General features: G+C 65.0%; 26 protein-coding genes. 14 read left to right on the top strand and 12 right to left on the bottom strand.

Translation table 11 applies throughout. The features are described from left to right. Nucleotides 1–25: 25 nt before the first annotated feature. Entirely contained in the window at nt 26–397 is a 372-nt protein-coding gene (locus NGM29_RS01795) for a helix-turn-helix domain-containing protein (protein ID WP_254158555.1), read from the bottom strand. Between the two features lie 63 nt (nt 398–460). Next, nucleotides 461–766, bottom strand: a complete 306-nt coding sequence (locus tag NGM29_RS01790) for a DUF8001 family protein (RefSeq protein WP_254158554.1) — start codon at nt 764–766, stop codon at nt 461–463. A gap of 141 nt (nt 767–907) precedes the next feature. Between NGM29_RS01790 and NGM29_RS01785 the strand changes: the two genes are divergently transcribed. After that, nucleotides 908–1405, top strand: coding sequence for a DUF6789 family protein (locus NGM29_RS01785; protein WP_254158553.1), 498 nt, complete (start codon nt 908–910; stop codon nt 1403–1405). 78 nt (nt 1406–1483) lie between these two features. Then, nucleotides 1484–1816, top strand: coding sequence for a DUF7126 family protein (locus NGM29_RS01780; RefSeq protein ID WP_254158552.1), 333 nt, complete (start codon nt 1484–1486; stop codon nt 1814–1816). A 428-nt stretch (nt 1817–2244) separates the two neighbouring features. On the opposite strand, the gene NGM29_RS01775 is transcribed toward NGM29_RS01780, so the two are convergent. Continuing rightward, entirely contained in the window at nt 2245–2952 is a 708-nt protein-coding gene (locus tag NGM29_RS01775) for a 5-formyltetrahydrofolate cyclo-ligase (RefSeq protein WP_254158551.1), read from the bottom strand. Between the two features lie 212 nt (nt 2953–3164). Here NGM29_RS01775 and NGM29_RS01770 point away from each other — a divergent pair, with 212 nt between their 5' ends. After that, on the top strand, nt 3165–3434 hold the full coding sequence (locus NGM29_RS01770) for a thioredoxin family protein (protein ID WP_253430898.1): 270 nt from the start codon (nt 3165–3167) through the stop codon (nt 3432–3434). 348 nt (nt 3435–3782) lie between these two features. Here NGM29_RS01770 and npdG read toward each other — a convergent pair whose 3' ends face one another. From npdG to NGM29_RS01755, 3 genes are all read right to left on the bottom strand, one after another. Continuing rightward, nucleotides 3783–4457, bottom strand: a complete 675-nt coding sequence (gene npdG / locus NGM29_RS01765) for an NADPH-dependent F420 reductase (RefSeq protein ID WP_254158550.1) — start codon at nt 4455–4457, stop codon at nt 3783–3785. A gap of 119 nt (nt 4458–4576) precedes the next feature. Continuing rightward, nucleotides 4577–4864 (bottom strand): hypothetical protein, encoded by a 288-nt coding sequence (locus NGM29_RS01760; protein ID WP_254158549.1) that lies wholly within the window; start codon nt 4862–4864, stop codon nt 4577–4579. Between the two features lie 219 nt (nt 4865–5083). Next, nucleotides 5084–6166, bottom strand: a complete 1083-nt coding sequence (locus NGM29_RS01755) for a hypothetical protein (RefSeq protein WP_254158548.1) — start codon at nt 6164–6166, stop codon at nt 5084–5086. 247 nt (nt 6167–6413) lie between these two features. Here NGM29_RS01755 and tgtA point away from each other — a divergent pair, with 247 nt between their 5' ends. Beyond that, a complete protein-coding gene (gene tgtA, locus NGM29_RS01750; RefSeq protein ID WP_254158547.1) occupies nt 6414–7901 on the top strand; it encodes a tRNA guanosine(15) transglycosylase TgtA in 1488 nt (495 codons plus the stop codon). Between the two features lie 85 nt (nt 7902–7986). Next, nucleotides 7987–8565: a 2Fe-2S iron-sulfur cluster-binding protein gene (locus NGM29_RS01745; protein WP_254158546.1), complete on the top strand. Its 579-nt coding sequence runs from the start codon at nt 7987–7989 to the stop codon at nt 8563–8565. A gap of 231 nt (nt 8566–8796) precedes the next feature. Here NGM29_RS01745 and NGM29_RS01740 read toward each other — a convergent pair whose 3' ends face one another. The 3 genes from NGM29_RS01740 to NGM29_RS01730 all read right to left on the bottom strand — a co-directional run bounded on the left by NGM29_RS01740 (nt 8797) and on the right by NGM29_RS01730 (nt 11382). After that, nucleotides 8797–9234, bottom strand: a complete 438-nt coding sequence (locus tag NGM29_RS01740; protein WP_254158545.1) for an SPW repeat protein — start codon at nt 9232–9234, stop codon at nt 8797–8799. A 405-nt stretch (nt 9235–9639) separates the two neighbouring features. Then, nucleotides 9640–10857: a DHH family phosphoesterase gene (locus NGM29_RS01735; RefSeq protein WP_254158544.1), complete on the bottom strand. Its 1218-nt coding sequence runs from the start codon at nt 10855–10857 to the stop codon at nt 9640–9642. Nucleotides 10858–10911: 54 nt separating this feature from the next. Continuing rightward, nucleotides 10912–11382, bottom strand: coding sequence for a universal stress protein (locus NGM29_RS01730; protein WP_254158543.1), 471 nt, complete (start codon nt 11380–11382; stop codon nt 10912–10914). Nucleotides 11383–11592: 210 nt separating this feature from the next. Between NGM29_RS01730 and NGM29_RS01725 the strand changes: the two genes are divergently transcribed. Next, entirely contained in the window at nt 11593–12051 is a 459-nt protein-coding gene (locus NGM29_RS01725; RefSeq protein WP_254158542.1) for a universal stress protein, read from the top strand. 71 nt (nt 12052–12122) lie between these two features. After that, the gene (locus NGM29_RS01720; RefSeq protein WP_254158541.1) at nt 12123–12566 is read left to right on the top strand and encodes a hypothetical protein; all 444 of its coding nucleotides are present in this window, start codon (nt 12123–12125) and stop codon (nt 12564–12566) included. Between the two features lie 78 nt (nt 12567–12644). Here the strand turns inward: NGM29_RS01720 and NGM29_RS01715 are convergent, their stop codons facing one another. Next, nucleotides 12645–13469 carry a stage II sporulation protein M gene (locus tag NGM29_RS01715; RefSeq protein WP_254158540.1) on the bottom strand — a complete coding sequence of 275 codons (825 nt, stop codon included), beginning with the start codon at nt 13467–13469 and terminating at the stop codon, nt 12645–12647. A gap of 279 nt (nt 13470–13748) precedes the next feature. On the opposite strand from NGM29_RS01715, the gene NGM29_RS01710 reads away from it, so the two are divergent. The 6 genes from NGM29_RS01710 to NGM29_RS01685 all read left to right on the top strand — a co-directional run bounded on the left by NGM29_RS01710 (nt 13749) and on the right by NGM29_RS01685 (nt 21354). After that, nucleotides 13749–15221 (top strand): ATPase domain-containing protein, encoded by a 1473-nt coding sequence (locus NGM29_RS01710; RefSeq protein WP_254158539.1) that lies wholly within the window; start codon nt 13749–13751, stop codon nt 15219–15221. Nucleotides 15222–15271: 50 nt separating this feature from the next. Next, nucleotides 15272–16423 carry a sensor histidine kinase gene (locus tag NGM29_RS01705; protein ID WP_254158538.1) on the top strand — a complete coding sequence of 384 codons (1152 nt, stop codon included), beginning with the start codon at nt 15272–15274 and terminating at the stop codon, nt 16421–16423. A 26-nt stretch (nt 16424–16449) separates the two neighbouring features. Continuing rightward, the gene (locus NGM29_RS01700; RefSeq protein ID WP_254158537.1) at nt 16450–17739 is read left to right on the top strand and encodes an amidohydrolase; all 1290 of its coding nucleotides are present in this window, start codon (nt 16450–16452) and stop codon (nt 17737–17739) included. A 187-nt stretch (nt 17740–17926) separates the two neighbouring features. Then, nucleotides 17927–18718, top strand: a complete 792-nt coding sequence (locus NGM29_RS01695; RefSeq protein WP_254158536.1) for a hypothetical protein — start codon at nt 17927–17929, stop codon at nt 18716–18718. Nucleotides 18719–19058: 340 nt separating this feature from the next. Further along, nucleotides 19059–20375 (top strand): adenosylhomocysteinase, encoded by a 1317-nt coding sequence (locus NGM29_RS01690; protein ID WP_254158535.1) that lies wholly within the window; start codon nt 19059–19061, stop codon nt 20373–20375. A gap of 193 nt (nt 20376–20568) precedes the next feature. Further along, on the top strand, nt 20569–21354 hold the full coding sequence (locus NGM29_RS01685) for a DUF7089 family protein (protein WP_254158534.1): 786 nt from the start codon (nt 20569–20571) through the stop codon (nt 21352–21354). Between the two features lie 65 nt (nt 21355–21419). On the opposite strand, the gene NGM29_RS01680 is transcribed toward NGM29_RS01685, so the two are convergent. After that, the gene (locus NGM29_RS01680; protein ID WP_253430849.1) at nt 21420–21998 is read right to left on the bottom strand and encodes a DUF7090 family protein; all 579 of its coding nucleotides are present in this window, start codon (nt 21996–21998) and stop codon (nt 21420–21422) included. Between the two features lie 339 nt (nt 21999–22337). On the opposite strand from NGM29_RS01680, the gene NGM29_RS01675 reads away from it, so the two are divergent. Further along, on the top strand, nt 22338–23018 hold the full coding sequence (locus NGM29_RS01675) for a class I SAM-dependent methyltransferase (RefSeq protein WP_254158533.1): 681 nt from the start codon (nt 22338–22340) through the stop codon (nt 23016–23018). A 60-nt stretch (nt 23019–23078) separates the two neighbouring features. Here the strand turns inward: NGM29_RS01675 and NGM29_RS01670 are convergent, their stop codons facing one another. Continuing rightward, nucleotides 23079–23702, bottom strand: a complete 624-nt coding sequence (locus NGM29_RS01670; RefSeq protein ID WP_254158532.1) for a DUF1684 domain-containing protein — start codon at nt 23700–23702, stop codon at nt 23079–23081. Nucleotides 23703–23731 lie beyond the last annotated feature (29 nt).

The following is a 23731-nucleotide window of genomic DNA, read 5'->3' as shown; positions in this document are numbered from 1 at the left end:
TCGGTGGTCATCACGACGTCTGCGCTCACGAGAAGTCGTCGATGACCTCGTGAACGCTCGCGGTCCAGGTGTCGAGCGCCTCGTGGAGCGCTTCTTTCGCCTCGGGCAGGGGAACGGCGGTGTACTGGTAGACGTATCCACCGCCGTCGAGTAGCCGCCGGTCTCGCTGCGCGAGTCCGCGTTCGACGAGCGTCGACAGCGATCGATTCACCGTGCTTCGGTCGCGGTCGAGCACCGACGCCAGCTCCGCGATCGTGCTCCCGGGGTGCTCGAGGAGCGCCAGATAGGTCCGCGTCTCGTGGGTTTCGATTCCGAAGACGCAACTCATCACGGTTCGAAATTGCGGATCCGACTGCTCCATCAACTCCTCGAGTCGATGGCGTGGATCGTTCGACATGCGTTCACGTGCGGTCGGTGGCGCCAAAAACTCTCGCTCGCTCTGCAGGAGTATCGATCGTACTCAGTCTCCGTCGCTGCTGTCCGAGTCCGCCGATTCCGTGTCGCCGCTCGAGTCGGCTGAATCCGTAGCATTCGATTTCGCGTATCCCATCTTTCGAATGCAGGCTCGCATCTCCTCGAGCGTCTCGTGCCGGTGAAGGCGAGTCGGCGTATCGCAGTAGTACGTGCCGTCGACGACGCGGAGCGTGACGTCGTGGCTCTCGCCGAGTGCCCTGGTCGTGATCACGACTCGGCGTCCGTCTCGAAGCGCCTCGAGAATCGTTTCGGACGGGTGCTCGCCGGCCGCGATCCGCAACGGCGTCGTCATTCGTTCTCCGTTCGAGGACCACGGGAAAAACGGTTTCTCTCCGTTACCCCGTCTGTTCCCGTCGCCACGCACGCGCGGTCGTGTATGGATGAGTCCACACCGAGATAGACGTAGTTCCTCGAGGACTGTACGTCCTCTCGCATGGCATCAGGTACCACATCACAGACTGCCGTCGCAAATCGAACATCGATCCAGCCCTGGCAAGCCGGGGCCGTCGGCGGACTACTCGGCTCCGTCGTCTTCGGCGCGCTCATGGTGACCATGATCCCGAACCCCGTCCTCGAGGTTGCGATTCCGAATATGTACGGCATCGAGGCCACGCCCGCGAACCCTGCGGAACTCGCGGGCTGGGTGATCCACCTCTCACACGGCGCCGTTATCGGCGTCGTCTTCGCCGCGCTGGTTCACCGTGGACCGATCGCTACCTGGACGAACTCGAGTATCAAGACCGCGCTGGTTGGACTGCTGTACGGCGTCGTCGTGTGGGCCGCCCTGGCGGTCCTCGTCATGCCGGTCTGGCTCGACGCAGTCGGCTTCCCGGGCGCTCCGCCGCTTCCGAACGTCAGCGAACTCAGCCTCGTCGGTCACGCCGTTTACGGCCTCGTTCTCGGCACGGTCTACGCCCTGATCCAGCCCTGACCGGGACGGCGGCTTCCCCGCTGGGTTTTGTGCCGCTTCGATACACACAAACCCCCGGGGCCCGTCGCCTCAGCCACGATGAACGCGATTGTCACTGCTCCCGACGAGGACGGTATCGCCGACGCGCTCGAGGCCGTCGGCGCCGACGTAAAACGGCTCGAGGGGCCCCTGACCCGGCCGGTACTCGAGGAAGCAGGCATCGTCGACGCTGAATTGTACGTCCTGACTGACGTCGGCGAGTCGACGACGATCCCGATCGTCTGTGATCTCACCGACGACGTTCGGACGGTCGTCTACGACCGAAATACGGTTCCAGAGTTCGTACGCGGCCAGCTCGATCTCGCGGTCGACCCGGCCCTGATCGCACCCGACGTGCTCGCGAGCGAACTCGTCCGGGAGCCATCGCCGTGACCACTCGTCGCTAGTTCCCGCGGGATTGGCACATTTTGCCTGCAACTGGAATAAATTCGTTGCAATTGATCGTGTGGATTTGGAATATACCGCTAATGAACTTTCTAACCCCTGAATTCGGCAGATTAAATCCGGGTAAAGTGTGGTAGAATCCGACCGAATCGGGTGGACCGACACCGCCGTTGAAGTAACTACCACTCGTTGTCGTTGATGGAGGTCGACGGGCGAATCCCACCACAAGAGGCACCCCAAGCCTTAGTCGATCCCGTGACTTCCAGCAACCCACCACAGCACCCTTCCCCACCATTGCCGCGCCGCGTTCGCGGACGGAGGCCTGCACCTCCTCCGGCCGGTTCGTGGCTGTTGACGACGGGGGCTCTGCACCGGCCTCCTTCGTCCCTGCAATTTCCCACCCTCGAGATCGATCTCTAGTCGATGTCGTCTCGAAGTGCCCGCAGTATCGGTATTTCGTCGAGCCGTTCGTCAGCGAGCGCGTTCCAGTCGATACCCGCCGGTCTGTCTGCCGAGTCCGGGCGGAGAACGCGTTCCGGTGTGACGATCAGGTCCATTGGGACGTCGTGAGCATCCGCCTCGAGACCCGAGACCAGCTGTCGTTCGTGGACGGTCGTCGCGACGACTGTCTCGTCGTCGACCAGGCGGAGTTCGCGAAGGATCGCGTACTCGAGGTCGCTGTAGCCCTCGCCTTTGCCGATCCGCGTTCCCGTTCCGGCGACGGCGACGCTTCCGGAAACGATCAGGTCGATGTCGGGGACGGATTCGGGTCGAACCGCGGTGCCGTGGGTCGACGATCCGGAGACCGTCGTCGCCGCGTCGTAGTCCTGGAGCGTCTCTGGATCGAGTTCCAGGAAGCACCGCTCGTCTCGAAGGCGCGGGACCGCCATGTACACCGTCTTTCCGTCTCGAAGCGCTCGCCGCCGCACGGGTAGCTGTGGCGCGTCCGGATTGGCCTTGATTGTCTCTGCGGCCCGCCACTCCGGTTGGTCGGCCAGCACCGCCGCGGCCTCGCTCGCCCCCTCGAAATTCGGAATGCGGCCGTGGGGTGGGTAGGGAAACCGGGCCGTTCCGGAGGACTCGAGGTCGTCCCAGGTTCGTTCGCGGATCACGTCTTTCTCCATACGAGTCGTGTACGTCTCACCGTCCCTTTGGGGATGGTGATTTCGACCGATCGTCGCGTCGCTCGCCCAAAGATTTCGGATGCGGCCGATCGTTCCCAGATCACTACGGCCGCTCGTATGGACCTCTTACACATCTAACACCCGGACTTCCGGCAAGCATACACAGGTGGGAAACCCTTATGCGCGGCGGGCGGAAAGATTCGATGAACGGCATGACTGTTACGCTCAAGGACTTCTACGCGGACTGGTGTGGCCCCTGTAAGACCCAGGATCCGATCCTCGAGGAACTCGAGGACGACTGGGACGGCCGATTCGAAGTGGAGAAGGTCAACGTCGACGAGGAACAGGACGTCGCAAACGAGTATCAGGTTCGCTCGCTGCCGACGCTCATCATCGAGAACGACGACGGCGTGGTCGAACGCTTCGTCGGCGTTACCCAGCGCGAGGACATCGAAGACGCTCTCGAATCGGCCGGCGCGTAAGGACCGCGACCGAGCGCTGAGGCCCGGGCGACCGAAAATCGGTTCGTCGCTCGGACGGACGATTCTCTCCGCGTTTTTCGCCGTGACGAACGAGTACGTTCCGATCGACGAGCGGGACGTCGACGTCGCTGATGCGCTCGAGGTAAGCCTGGAGGGCGGTGATCGTATCGTCCTCCGTCTCAGGCCAAATCGGTTTTTCGTCCTCCGTCTCAAGATCGATTCATCGACGCGTACGCGTCGGTGAGGGTCCTGGTGTCGGCGGTCGAGGACCGCTCGTCGAGAATCAGTACCGTGACGCCATCGTTCATCGGCGCCTCGAGAAGCGGTGCCAGTGCTCCTCTGTACAGGTCAGTGGAATCGAACACCAACGTCGCGCATATCTTCGTTGTACCGGGCGACGTTGATTACGAGCGGCGTCACGCTCTCGACTTCGGGTGCGTTGGCGATGGGGCCGGCATCGAGCGCCCGGAGGCCGTCGATCTCCGTCGCCAGTCGCCGCACCGTCTCTTTCGCCGAGGCGTCGTCGCCGACGACGAGGGTGTCGACGTCCAGGTCGGCCTCGAGGTTCGACAGTTTCGCGGCGGCGAGGTTGTGGAACGCGCCGACGATCGGCACGTCGTCGGGGGCGCGCTGGGCGACGAGCGCCGTGACGCTCCCGGTTCCGGGCGGGTGATAGTGCAGGCCGTCCTCGTCGCCCTTCATGCCGACCGCGGGGCTAACCAGAATCGAGTCCGCGTCGAGTTTTTCGGCGACCGCCTCGACCGTGTCGCCGACGTGGTACGGCGGCACCGCGAGGACGACGACGTCCGCGCGGTCGGCCGCCATTTCGTTGGCGAAGCCCTTGACCGTCGGCTCCCCGCCGGGGCAGTCGGATTCGATCGCCTGGACGTAAGCGTCGGCGGCGTCTCGAGCCTTCTCCGGGTCGCGAGAACCGATCAGAATCTCGTGGTCGGTGTCCCGAGCAAAGCGCAGCGCCAGTCCTTCGCCGATGTCGCCGGTCCCACCGAGGAGTGCGATTCGCATACCCGATTCTGGGGTCGGCAGGGTGATTAAACGCTAGGTGTTCGGCCGGCGCTGCCGGTTTCGGCTCGGGTTCACTCGAGAGCGGAAAAGGACTGAAGGCGGTTTGGCCATCCTACGGCTCAGGGTGCGTCGTCGTCGCCCGGGTTCATCGCCGACCCGAGGCCGCCGTCGTAGGCGTCGCGGTTCTTGATTTCGCGAATCCGCTGCTCGATTCGTGTTTCCAGGGCTTCCCGAGGCGATGTGTGGCCCTCGAGGTCGACGTCCAGGTCCGCCTCCTGGAGTTGCGAATCGTCGAGGTCCGCTAGCTTTCGGTGCGCGTCTTCGAGGACCGCGAGCGCCTCGTCGGTCTCGAGATCGGTCGCGCGCTCGAGTGCTGATTCGATGGTCGAGACGGAACGGTCGGACATACCGGCGTTACGAGGGGACTCGGTATCAATTCCGGGTCTGGTGTCCGTCCCAACCTGACCGTTTCGAGCGGATCGAACGGCGTGGAATCGAAGGGCTGTGCCGGGAGTTGAAGGGAGTGCTGTCGATACTCGAAGCTCGAGCGCTCAGAAAATCGAACGCGAGGTGAGCGGGTGACGCCCACGTGGCGCGCTCAATTCAGCTCGGGAACGGCGGGAAGGCTAGTCGGTTTCCGTCTCGTTCATGCCGGTTTCGTTAGCGTCGTCTTCCTCGAGCGCCTCCTCGAGTTCGCTGGTGTCGCCGAGGGTAACCGTTTCGGCGGCGGAGTTCTCGACGGTTACCTCGCTTGCGGAGACGTATTCGACCGTTTCACTGGTTCCGGTGCCGTCCATATCCTGGTCGGTTTCGTTGTCGTCGGTTTCAGTCTCGTCACCGCTCTCGAGCGACTGGATGGTCATCGATTCGAAGGTCAACTCATCGATGTCGAACGTTTCGATAGTGAGATCCTCGATCTCCTGCGTGTTCTGCTCTCCCGCCTGGCCGGCATCCGTCTCGTTGTCGTCGGTTTCGTTGCCGACGTCAGTCTCGTTTGTATCCGTCTCTTCCTCGCCGCCGCCTAACAGCCCCTCGAAGAAGCCGCCGATTCGATCGATGATGCCTTCACCGCTCTCCTCGACGGTGAGTTCTTCGATAGTAAACTGTCCGACGTTCATTTGCTCGATGGTCGCGTTTTGAACGACCAGTTCGTCGGTATCCGGTTCGACGACCTGCTGGTCGTCGGTCCCGATGTCGCTCTCGTTGCCGTCATCTGTGAGGTTGTCGTCAGTCGTGTTGTCGTCGGTGAGGTTGTCGTCAGTCGCGTTGTCGGTGTCAACGCCATCACCGCCGGCTACTCCATCCTCCTCGAAACTGAGATCGGTCATCGAGACGTTCTCGAGCTGGAGTGATTCGATCTCGATATCCGAAATGGTTGTCTCCTGGGTGCCGGTGTCCATCTCCGTATCAGTGTCGTTAGTCCCCGATTCGTTCGTCTCGTTCCCGTCGAGCGCTTGCTCGAGTTCGTCCCCCGTGACGTTCAGGTTCTCGACATTGAGCTCCTCGATCGTCACGTTCTCGAAGGTGACGTTCTCGAGTTCGAGGGTTCCGACCTGTACGTTCTCGATCGATACGTTCACGTGTTCTGTTGTCGCGTCATCCGCACTCACGCCCGTCGTCGCACCCGCCAATGCAGGGCCGCCACCGAACGCGACGGCGACCAGTACTGCGACGAAGATGACGCCCAGAGTGTGTGTTCGTAAAACCATGACACCTGTCTGTCACTGACGGCCGGCGTAAAACGAGGAGACTGTTACGAGATTTCTTCGAGGGAAATCGGTGCTGTCCCATCGATCTATCCGATAATGATGTTTTAGCAGCAACGACGTATCCGAGTGCGCTCACCCGAAACAGTGAGGAGAGCGACGACGGATTGGCTCGCTGTTTAGACGGGCCGACTTCGTCCTGACGATCCGGAACGGAACGTTTACCGGCGCGCTCGCCAACACTCGGTCGATGCGCGAGTGCTTCGAAATCCGGACGACGGACGCCGGCGGCCGCCTCGGCGAGTTGACGGTCCCGCGGGCCAACACCACGGTCGAGACGCCGGCGTTGCTCCCCGTCATCAACCCCCACCTGGACACCATCGAGCCGGGCCGCCTGGGCGAGGACTTCGGCGCGGAGATTCTGATCACCAACGCCTACATCATCCACAACAGCCAGGACGTCCGCGAGCAGGCGCTCGAGGACGGCCTCCACGACCTCCTGGATTTCGACGGTGCGATCATGACCGACTCCGGCTCCTTCCAGCTGTCCGAATACGGCGACATCTCCGTCACGACCGAGGAAATCCTCGAGTTCCAGCACGCGATCGGCTCTGACATCGGGACGCCCGTGGACATCCCGACCCCGCCGGACGTCTCCCGCGAGCGTGCCGAGACGGAACTCGAGACCACCCAGGAGCGCCTCGAGGCCGCCGAAGCCGTCGACACCGGCGATATGCTCGTCAACGCACCCGTCCAGGGCTCGACCTATCCCGACCTGCGCGAGCGGGCGGGCCGACACGCCGACGAAACCGACCTCGACGTGTTTCCCGTGGGCGCGGTCGTCCCGCTGATGAACGACTATCGATACGACGACATGGTCGATGTCGTGGCCGCCGCGAAGCGAGGACTGGGTGCCGACGCGCCGGTCCACCTCTTCGGAGCGGGCCACCCCATGATGTTCGCCCTCGCGACCGCCATCGGCTGCGACCTCTTCGACTCCGCCGCCTACGCACTCTACGCCCGCGACGACCGCTACCTCACCGTCTGGGGGACGCGCCACCTCGACGACCTGACGCACCTGCCCTGTCCCTGCCCCATCTGTACGAGCCACGACCCCGACAGCCTGTCCGCACTGGACGACGACGCCCGCGAGACCGCCCTCGCTGAACACAACCTCCACGTCAGCTTCGCCGAAATCCGCCGGATCAAGGACGCGATCCGCGCGGGTCGCCTCCTCGAGCTGGTCGAACAGCGCGCTCGTTCACATCCGACGATGCTCGACGGCTACCGCGCCCTGCTCGACCACGCCGAGCAACTCGAGCGGACCGACCCCATCTCGAAGGGGACGTTCTTCTACACCTCCCACGAGAGCGCCCGCCGCCCGGAAGTCCTGCGCCACCACCGCCGGCTCGAGCGCCTCGACGTGCCGGACTCCGTCTTCCTCACCGAGGGCGACGCCTCGAGCGAGGACCGGTACGACGCCTCCTGGCGCGTCCTGCCCCCCTTCGGTCCCTTCCCGCGGGCACTCTCGCGAACCTACCCGCTCGCGGCCGAGGTGCCCGACCGCCGGGATCGGGCGGCCCTCGAGGCGGCGGCCGCGGGGATCGCCCGACTAGCCGATGCCAACCCCGACAGCGCGTTCACGCTGGGCCACCGCCACTGGCCGGCGAGCGTCCTCGAGTCGGTGCCCGGGAACGTGCAGTGTCTCGACCTGACGACCGATCGTCCGCCGCGCTGATCCCGTCGGCGACGAGACGAGCCGTCGGAATACCGTTCGAGGAAAGAACAACACACATAAATCACTGCACCCAAATCCCACGCATATGGACTACAGCCAGATGGGGCTCATCATCGGGCTCACCCTGACCCTCGGGGCGACCGTGCTTCACCTCGCCCGCGGGACCCCGTGGCGCCCGACCGAGGACATCTCCCAGGACGTCCTCGAACACCGTGCGAAGAGCGTCCCCGAAACGGACTTCCCGGAGCCGATGAACCGGTCTATCGGCGGCGGTGGCGCCGTCGCAGCCGTCGGCGGCGAAGCAGGCGCCGAACTCGAGGGAGGTGAGGGCGAGAGCGAAGCCGCATCCGGACCCGGGGACATTCCCGAGGACGAAATCGAATACTACGAGGTCGAGTGGGTCAAGGAAGGCGAGACGATCGAAGTCGCGAACAACGAACCGCTACTCGACCAGGGCGAAGACCAGGGCTGGGACCTGCCCTACGCCTGCCGCGAGGGCAGTTGCGTCTCCTGTTCGGCCAAGATTTCGGGTGACGCGAACGAACTCATCGAACACGACAACCAGCAGATGCTCGACGAGAACGAGATGGGTGAGGGATACGTCCTCACGTGCGTCGGCTACCCGCGCGGGGAGTTCTCGATCGAGACGAACGAAGCCCCGTAGTTGGTTCGACTCCCGCTTCCCGACTCGCTTTGCGGTCGCTATTCTTTCACTCGTCGCGTGGCTTCGATGCCCTACTCGAGCGGGTCGAGTCGACTCGAGCTTTGATATAGAAACTATAGTCTGCTACGAACACTTCCGCTGTCTCAACCTGCTTCCTGGACGTATCGATGAGGAAACGCACACTCGCAGCCGAAATTACTATTCGTCTACCAAAACAGAAGACTGACCGTCTCAGGCGCGAGCACGAGCGCGATCGGGCGCGTCGGCCTTGTTGTTGGCGTACGCGTTGTACGCCGAGAGGAGGGCCACGAGCGCGCCGGAAATGGCGGTACCGGTCGCGAGTTGATCACTTCCCATCTCGATGAACGAGGGCGCGATCAACAGCCACAGGCCGAGCAGGACAGTCAGCGACGCGGCGCCGACGCTCGCCAGTCGATCCCTCGAGAGCCGGTAGAAGTTGTACCCGGCGAGCAGGAAAATCGCCGTGCCGACGAGCGTGTCGTTCCACGCCGCTGCGTCCGTGGCCTCGAAGATGAAGGGCGACGCGACGACGTATAGGCCGATCAGTGCGACTAGAGCACTCAGCCATTGCATGACGTCCGTGTTTATGGTATTTCGCGCGGCTTCGCGACGACCGGCCGGTTCGGTGTCTGTTGGTGTATCGCTCATGATGAACTCCGTCCGGACCTGTTGCCCAGTCGAGGATAACGGCGGTGCTTGCACCCGTCGGGAGGACGAAAACCGGGGCTGTAACCCTGAGTTACCACGGTTGTACACGTGGCAGGCAACCCGAACGACGGCCAACGTTTCTCCGCTTTACCGCGCGTTCATCGTCAGATTGGTGGACCAGCACGCGTCGCTCCACGACGAACTTACTTCGATACGTTTGGCTCGCTGTGTGTCTTCGAATCGGGCTCCGAAGCGACGACCTCGCCGTCCTCGGGTAGTTCCGCGAGGGAGGAGAACTCGCGACCGAAGCGGATTCTGCGTGTCCGGTCGCCAACTCGTGAACGGAACGACAAGGTGGAAAGCCGTACACGTGGCGACGCGGGGAGCGTATCGCCCCGCTCTGATTCACTCCTCGAGTTCGCCTTCGCCGTCGCCGCTCGAACTCTCGACGACGGCCTCGAACGCCTCGAGAATGACCTGTTTGGTGACCGCGCCACGGGTCGTCCAGTGGTGGGCGTAGTCGAGCATGTCGTCGTAGATGTCGGGCTTGCAGCCTGCGGCCTTCGGGTGGCCGCCACCGTTGACCCGTCCCGCAACCTCGTGACAGCGGTCGAATTCGTCGGTGCCGCGGATCGAGGCCGACCCGGCGGGTTTGACGACGACGGAGGCGTCGGCGCCTTCCTCGCGCATGGCCTCGGCGACCTCGTTCTGCGAACAGCGGCCGTAGGTGACGCCGACGGTGTAGCCGCCGACGTCGTGGAACTTCGCACGGCCGACTGCCTGCTCGATCAGGGCCTCCTTCTCGACGCGGCGCTCGGTGATGAACTCGTGCACCCACGCGGGGAAGTCGACGCCGTACTCCCTGACGACCTCGACGTACTCCGCGGGGTTCGTCCAGTAGGCGTAGTCGGCCAGGTCGTCGCTTCGCGGGTCCTCGCGGAGCCAGAGGTCGTGGTCGCGGGTGACCGCCGCGAGGGTTTCGTACTTGTCGTCGAAGTCGTAGGCGAGCGACCGGAGGGTCACGTCGGCGGTACACTCCTCCTCGGAGTCACCGACGACGAGGTCGACGCCGGCGTCCCTGACCGCCGCGGCGACGGCGTCGTCCCACTGGTGGTGGTCGAACCACGAGATGTCGCCGGAGACCTCGAGCAGCGCCGCGAGTTCGTCCTCGACGTACTCGTAGCGATCAGGGCAGAGGTCACAGACGTAGCAGTCGATTCCCGGTTCGGCGTAGGCGGCGACGCGCTCGAGGGCCTCCTCGACGTTGTGGGGGCTCGCGGGGAGCAAGGCGACGCGGTGAGGGGTCGGTTCGAGTTCATCGAGGGGGTCGGCATCGGGGTCGTCTTCACCAACCCCGTCACCTTCTTCCTCGTCCTGGTCGTCCGTCGGCGGCTCCGGAACCACCTGCACGTCGTCGTACGCCTCGCGAATCATGGCCACGCAGGCCAGTCCGTCGGCGTCCGGGTCCGCGACGACGGCGACTTCGGCGCCCTCGAGGGCGGCCCGCGCTTTCTGCTCCTCGAGGCCGTCCTCAACGTCGTCGGGCAGGAAGAAGCCGGTGCCCGGGAGTACGGATTTGCGACCCAGTGGGAGATCGGAACTCGAGATGAGATCGGCGTCCATACCCCTGCTGAGGGGGCGAGAGGGAAGTAACCGCCGGATGTCGCTCGAGTCCGTTCATGTCGTCGCCTGACTGCTCCCGGCAGCCGTCTCCTCGCCTTCCGCGTCGGGGAGCTGTCTGACCGTCAGGACCGGAATCGGTGACGTGCGGACGACGCGCTCGGCGACGCTCCCCAGCAGCAGGCGGTTCTCGCCGTGGCGACCGCGCGTGCCGGTGACGATCAGATCGGCGTCTTGCTCGCGCGCGTACGCGACAATTTCGGGGGCCGGACGCCCTTCTCGGACCGCGGTCGTGATTCCGGGACCAGCCTCGTCGCGAACGCTCGAGAGCGCACCTTCGGCGTGGGTCTCGAGGGCGGTTCGGAGCTCCTCGCGGAGCTGTTCGGGCGAGGCGTCGACTTCGCTGGCGTCGACGACCGAGAGGGCGTGTACGTCGGCGCCGAACCGGGCGGCGAGGTCGATGCCGACCTCGACGGCGCGCTCGACGCTCTCGGACCCGTCCGTCGCGACGACGACCGTGTCGAACATGGTCGTACGTTTCCCCTCCGAGCCTATAAACGCATTCGAACGGCGCGGGTCTCGTTCGGTCGGAATCGATCGGTCGGAACCGACGCCTCGAGTAGACGGCGCGTCTCGATATCTGAGTGACGGACCGCGTGTCTCGACACCGCGGTCGACGGACGATTGCCCGAGCGTAGAGACGGTTGGTTTTTTGCCATCGGCACGCCCACTAACCGTATGGACGTCAGCGATCCGCTCACCGTCGACACCGTGCTCGCCCCGGTCGACGGCAGCGAGGACTCCGCCACCGCCGTCGAGTACGCCGTCGCCATCGCCGACCGATACGACGCCACCGTCCACGTCCTGTTCGTCCTCGGACGGGAGGTCGTTCACGGCATGGATTCGGGCGTCGTCTCCGAGACCGACGTCGCCGAGAACACCCAGGGCTTCCTCGAGGAGGTCGCGGGCGTGACCGACGCCTACGACGTCTCGTTCTCGATGTCGACGGCTCACGGCTTCTCGTCGTCGGTCAAGACGCGCCATCCCGGAAGCGTCGTCCTCGACGCCGCAGAGTCCGTCGACGCCGACTTCATCGTGCTCCCGCGCGAGTCGGTGACCGACGCGCCGACGGAGGTCCTCGAGAAGGCCGCCGAGTACGTCCTCTCGTACGCGAGTCAGCCGGTGCTGTCGGTCTGACTACGGTCGCGGAAGCCGACCACGCGATAGCACGCCGAGGAACTACAGCGATGACGCTCGAACGTTAGCCCATGCCCATTCCCGGCTACGATCCGCAGGACATCGTCGAACGGACACTCGAGCGGACCGCTCCCGGAACGACCGCTCGCCTCGAACTGGTCGCCTCCTCGGTCCCCGACGCCGTCGATATCGTCGAGGCTGAGTCCGACGTCGAGGCCCCGCCCGGCGCCCTGGGCGATCCGGTCGAACTGTACGCCGTCGACGAAGTCGAGGGACTCGTGGCCTGCCGCGTCGAACTCCCGTACGACCCCTCGGAACTACCGCCGGGGGCCAGTCCGACCGACGTCGCGGTCGCCGTCGAGACGGACGACGGCTACGAGTTCCTCGAGTCTGACACCGACCTCGAGGAGACGACGGTGGCGGCGACGGTGACCGACGCGCCGCCGGGCTCCGTGATCGTTCCAGTGACGACCCACGACAGGGAGATGCCGGTGGACGATTCGCCTCGAGAGTGAGCGCCCAGGACGCCGCGGTTGCTGGTATCGTCTCCCTAGTGCCGCCCCGTCGATCAGCCGATCAAGCCGATTAGCCGATCAGATTCCGAAGAGCGCCTCGACGATGGCGATGGTCAGGTACGCCTCGACGAACGCCGCCAGCACCAGCAAGAGCCAGCCGAAGCACGCCAGCAGGCCGGTTCGATAGAGGTACCGCTTCGTGAGAAACGAGTCGCGGTTCCCGCGAAGGCGCTGGCCGAATCGGTGGACGAGCCGGAAGCCGATGCCGGCGGCGATGAAGAGCGCCGTGAGTTCGAACACGCCGTGGGGAACGAGCAGGGCGACGAACTCGCCGTAACCGATCAGGCCGCCGATGCCGGCGCCAAGGTTTCCGATGAGGACGCCGTTGAAAACCATGATGAGGAGCGTGAACGCCCCGAGCGAGACGGCGCCGAGAATGGCGAGCACGAAGGGGCCCGAGTTGTTGACGACGAACAGTCCGGCCGTCAGTTCGATCGATGAGCTTTCGGTCCCCGGTTCGCCACCGGGCTCGAGTTCCTCGTCCCCGACGAGTTCCTCCCCGAGGGCCTCGAGCACGAACTCGAGCAGGTCGACCCCGAGCGCGTAGAGGAGTACCCCCAGGAGGATCCCAATGGCGAAGGTCGCGGCAGCGAAGCCGACGTACGGTCGGTGCTCGCGCCACCCGGCCTCGAGGGCCGCGAGCACCCGGCGCCTGCTCAGTCGATCGATGGCGGCGAACGCGGCGAACCCGACCGCCAGGAGCGACGCCCCGGCTGCGGGGCGAATCGACGATTCCGTGACCAGGAGATACAGTGCTGTCAGGAGCGACAGACCCGCCAGTGCGAGCACGAGCACGAGTGGCCCGTCCCTCGAGTCCGTCGCCGCTCGCGAACGTGTCGCCATACGCCACGTTCGGTCAGCAAAGCGATAAATCCGCCGACTGTAACGGGCGCGGTGGAGGTCGTTGCAGGCCCCGAACGTGGCGAATCCTCGCAATCGCGTCCGACATCGTGGTGTCTCCGGCGGTCCGACCGATAGCGGAGACTGTGGCGGTGGCTACCACGCTTGCATCGATTCCCGGTCGATTGTACCGAATACCGGTGACAACCGCCGTTCGTTGCGATTTTCAGGGTGTGGAGCACACAGGTTTTATCTCACCCCTCTCGTAGTGTCTCGTCGTCTATGTCGGCGTCCATCTCAACGATCCGATCGGGAATTGATGGCCTCGATACGCTTCTCAACGGCGGACTCGTTCGTGGCCGCATGTACCTCGTGCAGGGAAGGCCCGGGACGGGAAAGACGCTCCTCGGTATGCACTTTCTCGAGACGGGACTCGAGGAGGGAGAGACCGTCCTGTGTATCCACGGCGAGGAATCCCAGGAAGAAATCGTCTCGAACGGACTGGCCGTCGGAATCGACGTCAGAGACGCCGAGTTCCTCGATCTGGGTCCCGAATCTGACTTCTTCACCCAGGACGAGGCCTACGACCTGGTCCACCCGAGCGACCTCGAGCAAGAGCAGTACACCCGCGACATTCACGACGCGATCAAGGAGATCGATCCGACGCGGGTCGTCCTCGACCCGATCACCCAGCTCCGGTACGTCGAGTCGAGCGGCCACCAGTTCCGCAAGCGAATGCTCGCGTTCATGCGATTCCTCAAGCAGCGCGATATCACGGTCGTCGCGACGGCGCCCTCGGCCTACGACGAGAAGTCCGATGCCGAGGTACGCTCGCTGAGCGACGGAATCATCGAACTGACGCGCGGACCCGACGGCCGACGGATCAATCCCGCGAAGCACCGTGCGCTCGGGCAGATGGAGGGCGAACACGGGCTCGAGATCAGACAACACGGAATTGAGGTCTACCCGGACGTCGTTCCCGTGCACGAAGAGACGACGTTCGACCCGATCGCGCTTCGGTCGGGAATCGACGAGCTCGACGACCTGCTCGAGGGCGGATTCGAGCAACAGACGGTCACGTTCGTCAGCGGCCCCTCTGGCGTCGGGAAGACGACCATCGGGACGCAGTTCATGGCCCAGGCGATTGAGGAGGGGTTGACCTGTGCGGCCTACCTCTTCGAGGAGAGCATTGAAACCTACTGCCACCGCACGGAGTCGATCGGGTTCCCCATCAGCGACATGCGCGAATCGGGCGACCTCTCGGTCAACCAGGTCGAACCGCTGACGCTCTCGAGTGAGGAATTCGCCCACCGGATCATCGAACAGACCGAAACCCAGGGAACCGACGTCGTGTTCATCGACGGCATCGACGGCTACACGATTTCGGTCCGTGGCGAGGAGTCGGCGCTGATCCGCAAGCTTCACGGACTGACCCGCTACCTCAAAAACGAGGGCGTGACGGTCATCTTCACGAACGAAATCTCCGAGATCACCGGCATCTCGACGGCGACGAGCCCGAACATCAGCTACCTGGCTGACAACCTCATGTTCATGAGCTACGTCGAGATGGACGGTCGACTGCGGAAGGTCATCGGCGTCTTGAAGAAACGAACTGGCGGGTTCGAGCACAGTCTCCGGGAGTTCGAGATCACCGACGACGGTCTCCGGGTCGGCGACCCGCTCTCCGGACTCCACGGCGTCCTCCAGGGGAACCCACGCATGAGCGATGTCCGCGACCTCGCGCAGGATGAGTGACCGACGCTCGAGTCGATCGACACCCCTCCACCAGCTGGTACACCCGACCAATGAGTAACTTGAACCGCGTCGAGCGACGACGGTCCGAAAGCCGCGTCCAGCTCCTGATCTCCCAGGAACGAAACCGGGCGGCCGTCCGTCACCTGCTCGAGGATCGTTACGAGGTGCTCACCGACGAGTCGGTGGTCGAGGCCGACGCGTACCTGGTCGACGACTTCTCGTTTCCCGACTACCACGCGGCCCTCGAAGAGCGCGTCGAGGCGAGCAATCCGGCGTTCTGCCCGGTCGTCCTCGTCCGGCGGGAACGGACGAACCCCCGGATCGTTCTCCCCGACCCGGAGGAGAACGACGATTCGCTCCTGGTCGACGAGATCGTCACCGCGCCGATCGAGTGCGAGCCGCTGGTTCGACAGCTCAACTCGCTGCTCGCCCGGCGCCAGCAGTCGCTCGAGTTGATGCACTCCGTCACCCGCCTCGAGGAGTCCAATCGCGCGCTCGAGCAGTTCGCCTACGCGGCCAGTCACGACCTCCAGGAACCGCTGCGGATGGTCTCGAGTTACCTCCAGCTGATCGAACGGCGCTACGGCGACGACCTCGACGAGGACGGCGAGGAGTTCCTCGAGTACGCCGTCGACGGGGCCGAACGCATGCATCGGATGATCAAGGCGCTCCTCGAGTACTCGCGGGTCGACACCGAGTCGGGGTCGTTCGAACCGGTGGACCTCGAGACGGTCGTCGAGAACGTGCGTTCGGATCTGCGGATGAAGATCGGAGAGTCCCAGGCGGAGGTTTCGGTCGACCCACTTCCGATGGTTCGTGGCGACGCCGAGCAACTCCGACAGCTCTTTCAGAACCTGTTGAGCAACGCCCTGGAGTACACTGACGAGGAGTCGCCGACCATCCGTATCGCCGCCGAAGCGGACGGGGAGCGGTGCCAGGTGAGCGTGACGGACGACGGACTCGGCATCAGCCCGGAGAACCAGGACCGGATCTTCGACGTGTTCGAGCGACTGCACACCCGCGACGAGCATCCGGGGACGGGGATCGGACTGGCGTTGTGTAAGCGCATCGTCGACCGCCACGACGGGCGAATCTGGGTCGAGTCCGAACCCGGGGAGGGGTCGACGTTTACGTTCACGCTCCCGCTGGCCGACGAATCGGCGGAGAGCGAGGCGGCGTCGAAATCGGAGACGGCAGATTAACACCGATCCCGCCGAAACGTCACGCAATGACCACGCTGGCGATCGTCGGCGGGGACTGCCTCCGCCCCGATGGAACCGTCGAACGTGCGGACGTACTGATCGATAAATCGACCGGCGAGATCCTCGAGATCGGCGAGGATTTCTCGGCCGACGAGACGCTCGAGGCGACCGACTGTCTGGTGACGCCCGGCTTCGTGAACGGCCACACCCACGTCGCGATGACGCTCCTTCGGGGGTACGCCGACGACAAGCCCCTCGACGCCTGGCTCAGCGAGGACATCTGGCCCGCCGAGGCCGCCCTCTCCGCCGAGGACGTCCGGGCCGGCACCGAGCTAGGGTTGCTCGAGTTCATCAAGGGCGGCGTCACCGGCTTCGCCGACATGTACTTCGAGGTGTCCGAGATCGCCGCCGCGGTCGAGGAGGCCGGCCTCCGGGCGCGACTCGGCCACGGCATCGTCACCGTCGGCAAGGACGAGGCCGACGCGCGAGCAGACGCCCAGGAGAGCCTCGATGTCGCCCGGGAGTTCGACGGCGCGGCCGACGGCCGCATCTCGACGGCGTTCATGCCCCACTCGTTGACGACCGTCTCACAGGAGATCCTCGAGGAGTTCGTCCCGAAGGCCCGTGCCGACGGTATCCCGGTCCACTACCACGCGAACGAGACCACCGACGAGGTCCATCCCGTCGTCGAGGCCCAGGGCGTTCGCCCGCTCGAGTACGCGGACGACGTCGGCATGCTCGAACCCGATGACTTCGTCGCCCACGGCGTCCACCTGAACGAGCGCGAAATCGAGTTGCTCGCCGAGACCGGAACCGGCGTGATCCACTGCCCGGCCTCGAACATGAAACTCGCCAGCGGCATGGCGCCGATCCAGGAACTCCTCGACGCGGGGGCCACGGTCGGCCTCGGCACGGACGGCGCCGCCTCGAACAACGACCTCTCGATGCTGGACGAGGCCCGCGACGCCGCGATGCTCGGCAAACTCGCCGCGAACGACGCCAGCGCGGTCCCCGCCGAGGCAGTCGTCGAGATGCTCACCCGGGGGAGCGCCGACGCCATCGGTCTCGAGAGCGGCCGCCTCGAAGTCGGCGGCGTGGCCGACCTCGCCGTAATCGACCTCGAGGCGCCCCACCTGACGCCCCGCCACGACCTCGTGAGCCACCTGACGTACGCGGCCGCCGCGAGCGACGTCCGCCACACGATCTGTGACGGGCAGGTGCTGATGCGCGACCGGGTCGTCCAGACGCTCGACGAGGCCGCCGTTCGACGACGAGCGACCGAGCACGCCGCGGCCGTCCTGGAGCGGGTGGCCTGACGAGGTCGTTCGCACTGTTCAGCGAAACGAACGGTCGGTCCCGGACGTACCGCAGTCGTGAACGTACGTTGAACACTCAGCTTATTCTATAAACGCTATAAACGGTTCTCGAGGCGCCAAAACGAACGTCAACGAACCCGAACTGCTGACGGGGTTTATCAGTGATCTCGAGGGTGTTCCAACCGGGATGAGACGCCACACACTCACCGCAGCGGTACTGGCTGCGGCGATGATCCTCTCGGTGCTGGCCCCGCTCGGTGCAGCGGCCATGGCCAGCGGGGACTCGCCGCTCACGATCGACGTCGACCAGACCGACGACGTCGTCGTGACGATCGAACGAAACGGAACGGCAGCCGACAACGCCACGCTCGAGGTCACCCCGAGCGACGAGAACGACTCCTACGCGGGTAACGGAACGTACACAGCCGACGAGAACGGGACCGTCGCGTTGCCGACCCCCGAGGAGAACGTCTCCGTCGATCTCACGGCGTCCGCCGACAACGTGACGGCCACCAAGAGCGTGACGCTCGAGGCGGCCGACGACGAAGACGAGGCGGCCGACTCCTTCGGTGCCCTCGTCTCGCAGTTCGTCGAGGAGAACCGTAACGACACGGACGGTCCGTTCGGAATCGCCGTCGCGAACTTCGTCGTCCAGAACAACCCCGGGAACGCCCCGGATCACGCCGGCCCGCCAAGCGACGACGAGCGCGGCCCGCCAGCCCACGCGGGTCCTGACGGTGATGCGAACGACGATGGGGAAGACGATGGTGACGCTGACGACGAAGACGATGACGACCGTCGTGGCTCGCCGGACAGAGACGATGACGACAAGCGCGGCCCACCAGCCCACGCGGGTCCTGACAGCGATGCGGACGACGGTGGGGAAGAAGTTGACGAGGCTGACGAAGCTGACGATGACGACGAAGACGACGACGGCGCAGACGGTGACGACGAAGACGAGGACGGCGACGACAGCTAACCCCGATCTACCACGATCGAACCCGAACCTGAATCGAGCCCGAATCAGAACCCGAACCCGGACTGACTCCCCCCCAACCGGCTTCGGGTCGACGCGCTGCTGGGGGAGCGTACCGGACGCGGTCGCTGTCAGAGGCACCCACTACGCTCCTCGCCGGACACCCTGCTCTGAACTCCCCGCGAATTGCGACCTCCTCAAGCCGTCCACTCCACACCTAAACCGACAGGTTTCTTCGGACTCGTCACTGCTCGAGGTCCGATTACGCCTTCGAGACGCGGACTCCCTCACAGCCCGACCCGCCTTCGGTAGGGTTTTGAGCGCCCTCCGTCTCTATCGGACCATGACCGACTATCCACCGATCAGCGACCAGCTATCGGCCGCCGCCGAGGACCCCGACTCGGACGTCCAGGACCTCGAGTCCGTACGCGAGGAGGGCCGACGCAAGATGGACTGGGCCGCCCAGCACATGCCGATCCTCACCGCCCTCCGGAAGGAGTTCGAGGCCGACCGGCCCTTCGAGGGCGAGCGAATCGCGATGGCGATGCACGTCGAGGCCAAGACGGCGAACCTCGTCGAGTTGCTGGCCGATGGCGGCGCCGAAATCGCCATCACCGGCTGTAACCCGCTGTCGACCCACGACGACGTGAGCGCGGCGCTCGACACCCACGAGCACATTACGAGCTACGCGAAACGTGGCGTCGACAGCGAGGAGTACTACGACGCGATCCACGCGACCCTCGACCTCGAGCCGACGATCACCGTCGACGACGGGATGGACCTCGTCGCGGCGGTCCACGAAGACTACCCCGAACTCATCGACGGCATCGTCGGCGGTGCTGAGGAGACGACCACGGGCGTTCACCGCCTGCGCGCGATGGACGAAGACGGCGCCCTCGAGTATCCCGTCTTCGCAGTCAACGACACGCCGATGAAGCGGCTGTTCGACAACGTCCACGGCACCGGCGAGTCCTCCCTCGCGTCCATCGCGATGACCACGAACCTCTCCTGGGCCGGCAAGAACGTCGTCGTCGCCGGCTACGGCTACTGTGGGAAGGGCGTCGCGAAGAAGGCCGCCGGCCAGAACGCAAACGTGATCGTCACCGAGGTCGAGCCCCGCCGGGCGCTCGAGGCCCACATGGAGGGCTACGACGTGATGCCGATGGCCGAGGCCGCCGAAATCGGCGACGTCTTCCTCACGACGACGGGCAACCGCGACGTCGTCGTCGAGGAGCACTTCGAGTCCATGAAAGACGGCGTCCTGCTGGCCAACGCGGGCCACTTCGACATCGAGGTCGACCTCGAGGGGCTCGCCGACCTCGCCGTCGACACGTACGAGGCTCGCGACGGCGTGCAGGCCTACGAACTCGCGGACGGCCGCCGCCTGAACGTGATCGCGGAGGGCCGACTGGTCAACCTCGCGGCGCCCATCGCGCTCGGCCACCCGGTCGAGGTCATGGACCAGAGCTTCGGCATCCAGGCCGTCTGCGTCCGCGAGATGGTCGAGAACGGCGAGGCGTACGGCCCCGGCGTCCACGACGTGCCGGACGAACTCGACAAGGAGATCGCCGAGATCAAGCTCGCTGCCGAGGACGTCGAATTCGACGACCTGACGGACGTCCAGCGCGAGTACATGGGCTCGTGGGATCACGGGACGTAGGTTCGTCCATCGAATTTCCCGTACTGCCGGTCGAACCCATCCTCAAGCGCGGGCAGACAGATGGTTTTAAGCGAATCGCTCGCCGAGTTGGCGTCATGAGCACTGCAACGAAGGTCGTCGTCACCACGATCGCCGCCTCGGCCCTACTGGCGCTGCTGTTCGTCGCCCAGTCGATCGCCGCCGCGTGAACGTGATGTTCGAGGAGCGCACGCTCTCACCGGCCGTCGACGCCGTTCGCGAGGAACACGCCCCCGAGGCGCTCGTCCTGGACACGGGCCGGGACTTCGAGACGTTCCCGCCGGCCCAGGCGGAAGACCTCGGCTTGCTGGTCCAATCCCTCGAGCCGTCGACCTACCCCGCCGAGTGGCTCCCCGAGGACGCCCCGCGACTCCTCGCTCGGTATGCCGGACGGGACTTCACTATCGGGATGCCCGGCGACGGGAGCATCGTCTGGACTCGCCAGACCAGGCCGCCGGTCGTGCTGGTCAAGAGTCGCGTCCAGGGCACTCCGGAACCGTTTCTGGACTTTTTACTCGCGGAGGCGCTCGTCGAACTCGGCCTCGAGGTGCCCGAGCACTTCCTGGGGTTCTTCGAGGAGGCGTATCGAGACCTCGACGCGGCCGTCCCGCTCGAACCGAACGCCACCTACCAGATCGCCGCCGCGCTGTACGACGGCTGGACGGGGCTACAGACCCGCGAGGTCTTCCAGTCCTGGACGGACATCCTCCCCGAACTGGCGGCGGCGTGGGCGGACGCGGGGACGAGACTCGAGGGTCGGGTCTCCGAACTCCCGGGGGCCGTCGCCCGCGGCGAGACGGACCTCGCCGACGCCACGGAACTCGCGTGTGCGGCCATCAAACACGGTCTCGAGTTGCCGGCCCCGTTCGCGGCCCTCGATACGAGTGCCTACCGCGACCACGGCCCGTCTTACGCGGTCCGGTGGGCCGAGAAGACGTTCGCGGCGCTCGAGGATGTGTAAGCTCTCGAAGCGTGAGTAATTGAGTCGTAAGCCTCGAGTGCAGACTCGCGCCTACGAAGCCGCGTTCAGAACTCCGCCGTGACGGTCCCGTCCTCGTCGAGGTCGACGATACCGGCGAACAGCCCTCGGAACTGATCGACGACGTCGGCGTCGTGGACCTCTTCGGAGAGGTGAAACAGGCCGACGGCGTCGTGTTCTTCGAGCAACCCCACCAGTCGTTCGACGGTCTCGAGGGCGGCGTCTTCGCCGGCGTAGTAGGCGAGTTCAGTGACCGAGTCGAAACTCAACCGTACCTTTCCGTCGTTTTCCTCGAGGAAGCGCTCGACCTGACGGACGATGCCGTCGACGTCGTCAGGGGCGGCGACGTAGTGGACGTCGTCGCTCGAGCGCCGGGAGTACCCCCGCTCGATGCTCAGCGTGTCCAGGATGACGGCGCGGGACTCGTCGACGTCGTAGTACTCGAGTTTCTGGGTGACCTCGCGGGCGGTGGTTCGCGTCGAGACGACGAGGAACGAATCGGTGTCGGTCTTCAGGAAGTCGGTGTCGATGCGGTCAGTTTCGCCGGTGCTCGGGTGCAGGAGGAGAATCCCCGTCCCCCCCGGTACGGTCTCCGGCGTCCCCTCGATTTCGAGCGCGTACTCCATACTGGCGTGAACAAGTTCCGGGATTGACTTAAGGATGCGGATGTCCGTTGGCGTTCGGTTTCCGACTCCCGTCCGACCGAGCGCAACGGGAACGCGAGCCCTCTCTCGCTCGCGTGTCCGACGTACTTGGTACTCTCGACTCGGTACGCTTCGTCGGACGAAATGGGACAGAACGGAGGGCTTCAGTGGACGGCAGACACTCACCCGATGCCCACGGGTTCGGCTGTACGACCTCCCTCCACTCCCATCTTTTTAGGCCGTCCTAAAAAATGTGTCGGTCGCGCCTCGAGCGCGTCTCGAAACGGAAATTCCTTTCCTCGCTCGTGCTCGACGTAGACCATGAGCGTTCGCGAGGAGTTCGACGAGTGGGCGGCTGACGGCCGGGACAAGGGTATGGAGACGCGCCACTGGCACACGGCGAAACACGCGCTCGCGCGGATGCCGGTCGAAGCGGGCGAGACGGTCCTCGACCTGGGATGTGGCAGCGGCTACGCCGGACGCGCCCTCCAGGAGACGAACGATGCCGGGGCCGTCTACGGCCTGGATGGAGCGCCCGAGATGGCCCGCAACGCCGCAAGCTACACCGACGATTCGCGCGTCGGCTACGTCGTCGGCGACTTCGGGTCCCTCCCGTTCGCCGACGACAGCGTCGACCACGTCTGGACGATGGAGGCCTTCTACTACGCCGCCGACCCTCACGAGGCGCTTGAGGAAGTCGCCCGCGTGCTTCGCCCGGGTGGGACCTTCTACTGCGCCGTCAACTACTACGAGGAGAACGTCCACTCACACGGCTGGCAGGACAACATCTCGGTGGAGATGACCCGCTGGAGTCGCGACCAGTACCGGAAGGCCTTCCGGGAGGCGGGGCTGTACGTCGCCGAACAGGACTCGATTCCCGACCGTGAGACCGAGATCCCGGACGAGAGCGCCTTCCCCACCGACGACTGGGAGACGCGCGAGGACATGGTCGAACGGTACCGGGAGTACGGGACGCTCCTGACGGTGGGCGTCGCGCCCTGACGCTAACGAACCCTTCTCAGCACGCTTTCTCCCGCCGCTAAGTACGCATTCTCTTGCCACTCAGTACGCCTTCTCTCCCGCCGGAATCGCCACCTCGAGCCAGTTCTTCTCGGGCGGGAGCGGACAGTCGAACGTCTCGCTGAACGCACAGAACGGCGAGTACGCGAGGTTGAAGTCGACGACGAGGGCCTGTCCGTCCTCGAGGTCGCCGTCGACCGCGAGTTCCATGTACCGGCCGCCGCGGTAACTCTGCTGTCCCGTCGTCTTGTCCCGGAACGGGACGAACAGTTCGTCGGTACTCCCGTCCTGACTGTAGGCCGTGAGTTCGTACCTTCCCCCCGCGAGGTCCGGATCCGCGCGCTCGAGGTCGAACGCAAGGATGGCGACCCGGAGGTAGCGCACTTCGCGTCCCGCGGTCGTTTCCATCGCGACGGGGTCTGCCTCGGGGTCGTCCTCGAAGTCGACTGTCGCCGTCACCCGGTACTCGAGGTCCGGGTCGAAGTACGCGAGGCCGTCGAAGTCCTCGCGGTCCTCGGGTGGAACCGGCGACTGGGGGTGATCGCCGAAGAATCGGTCCTTCTCGGCACGTTTTTCCTCGAGCGCTCGACGGTACTCCTCGCGGTCGACGTCGGTAGTGGCTCCGCGGCCGCTCGCGGAGCCAGGGTCAGGGTCGTCGGTCGTCATAGCCGCCGATTGGCCCGCCGGACAGGTAT

Source organism: Natronosalvus rutilus (assembly GCF_024204665.1).
GTDB lineage: Archaea > Halobacteriota > Halobacteria > Halobacteriales > Natrialbaceae > Natronosalvus > Natronosalvus rutilus.
Note: the sequence above shows the minus strand (reverse complement) of the source record. Positions and strands in the feature narration are given on the sequence as shown.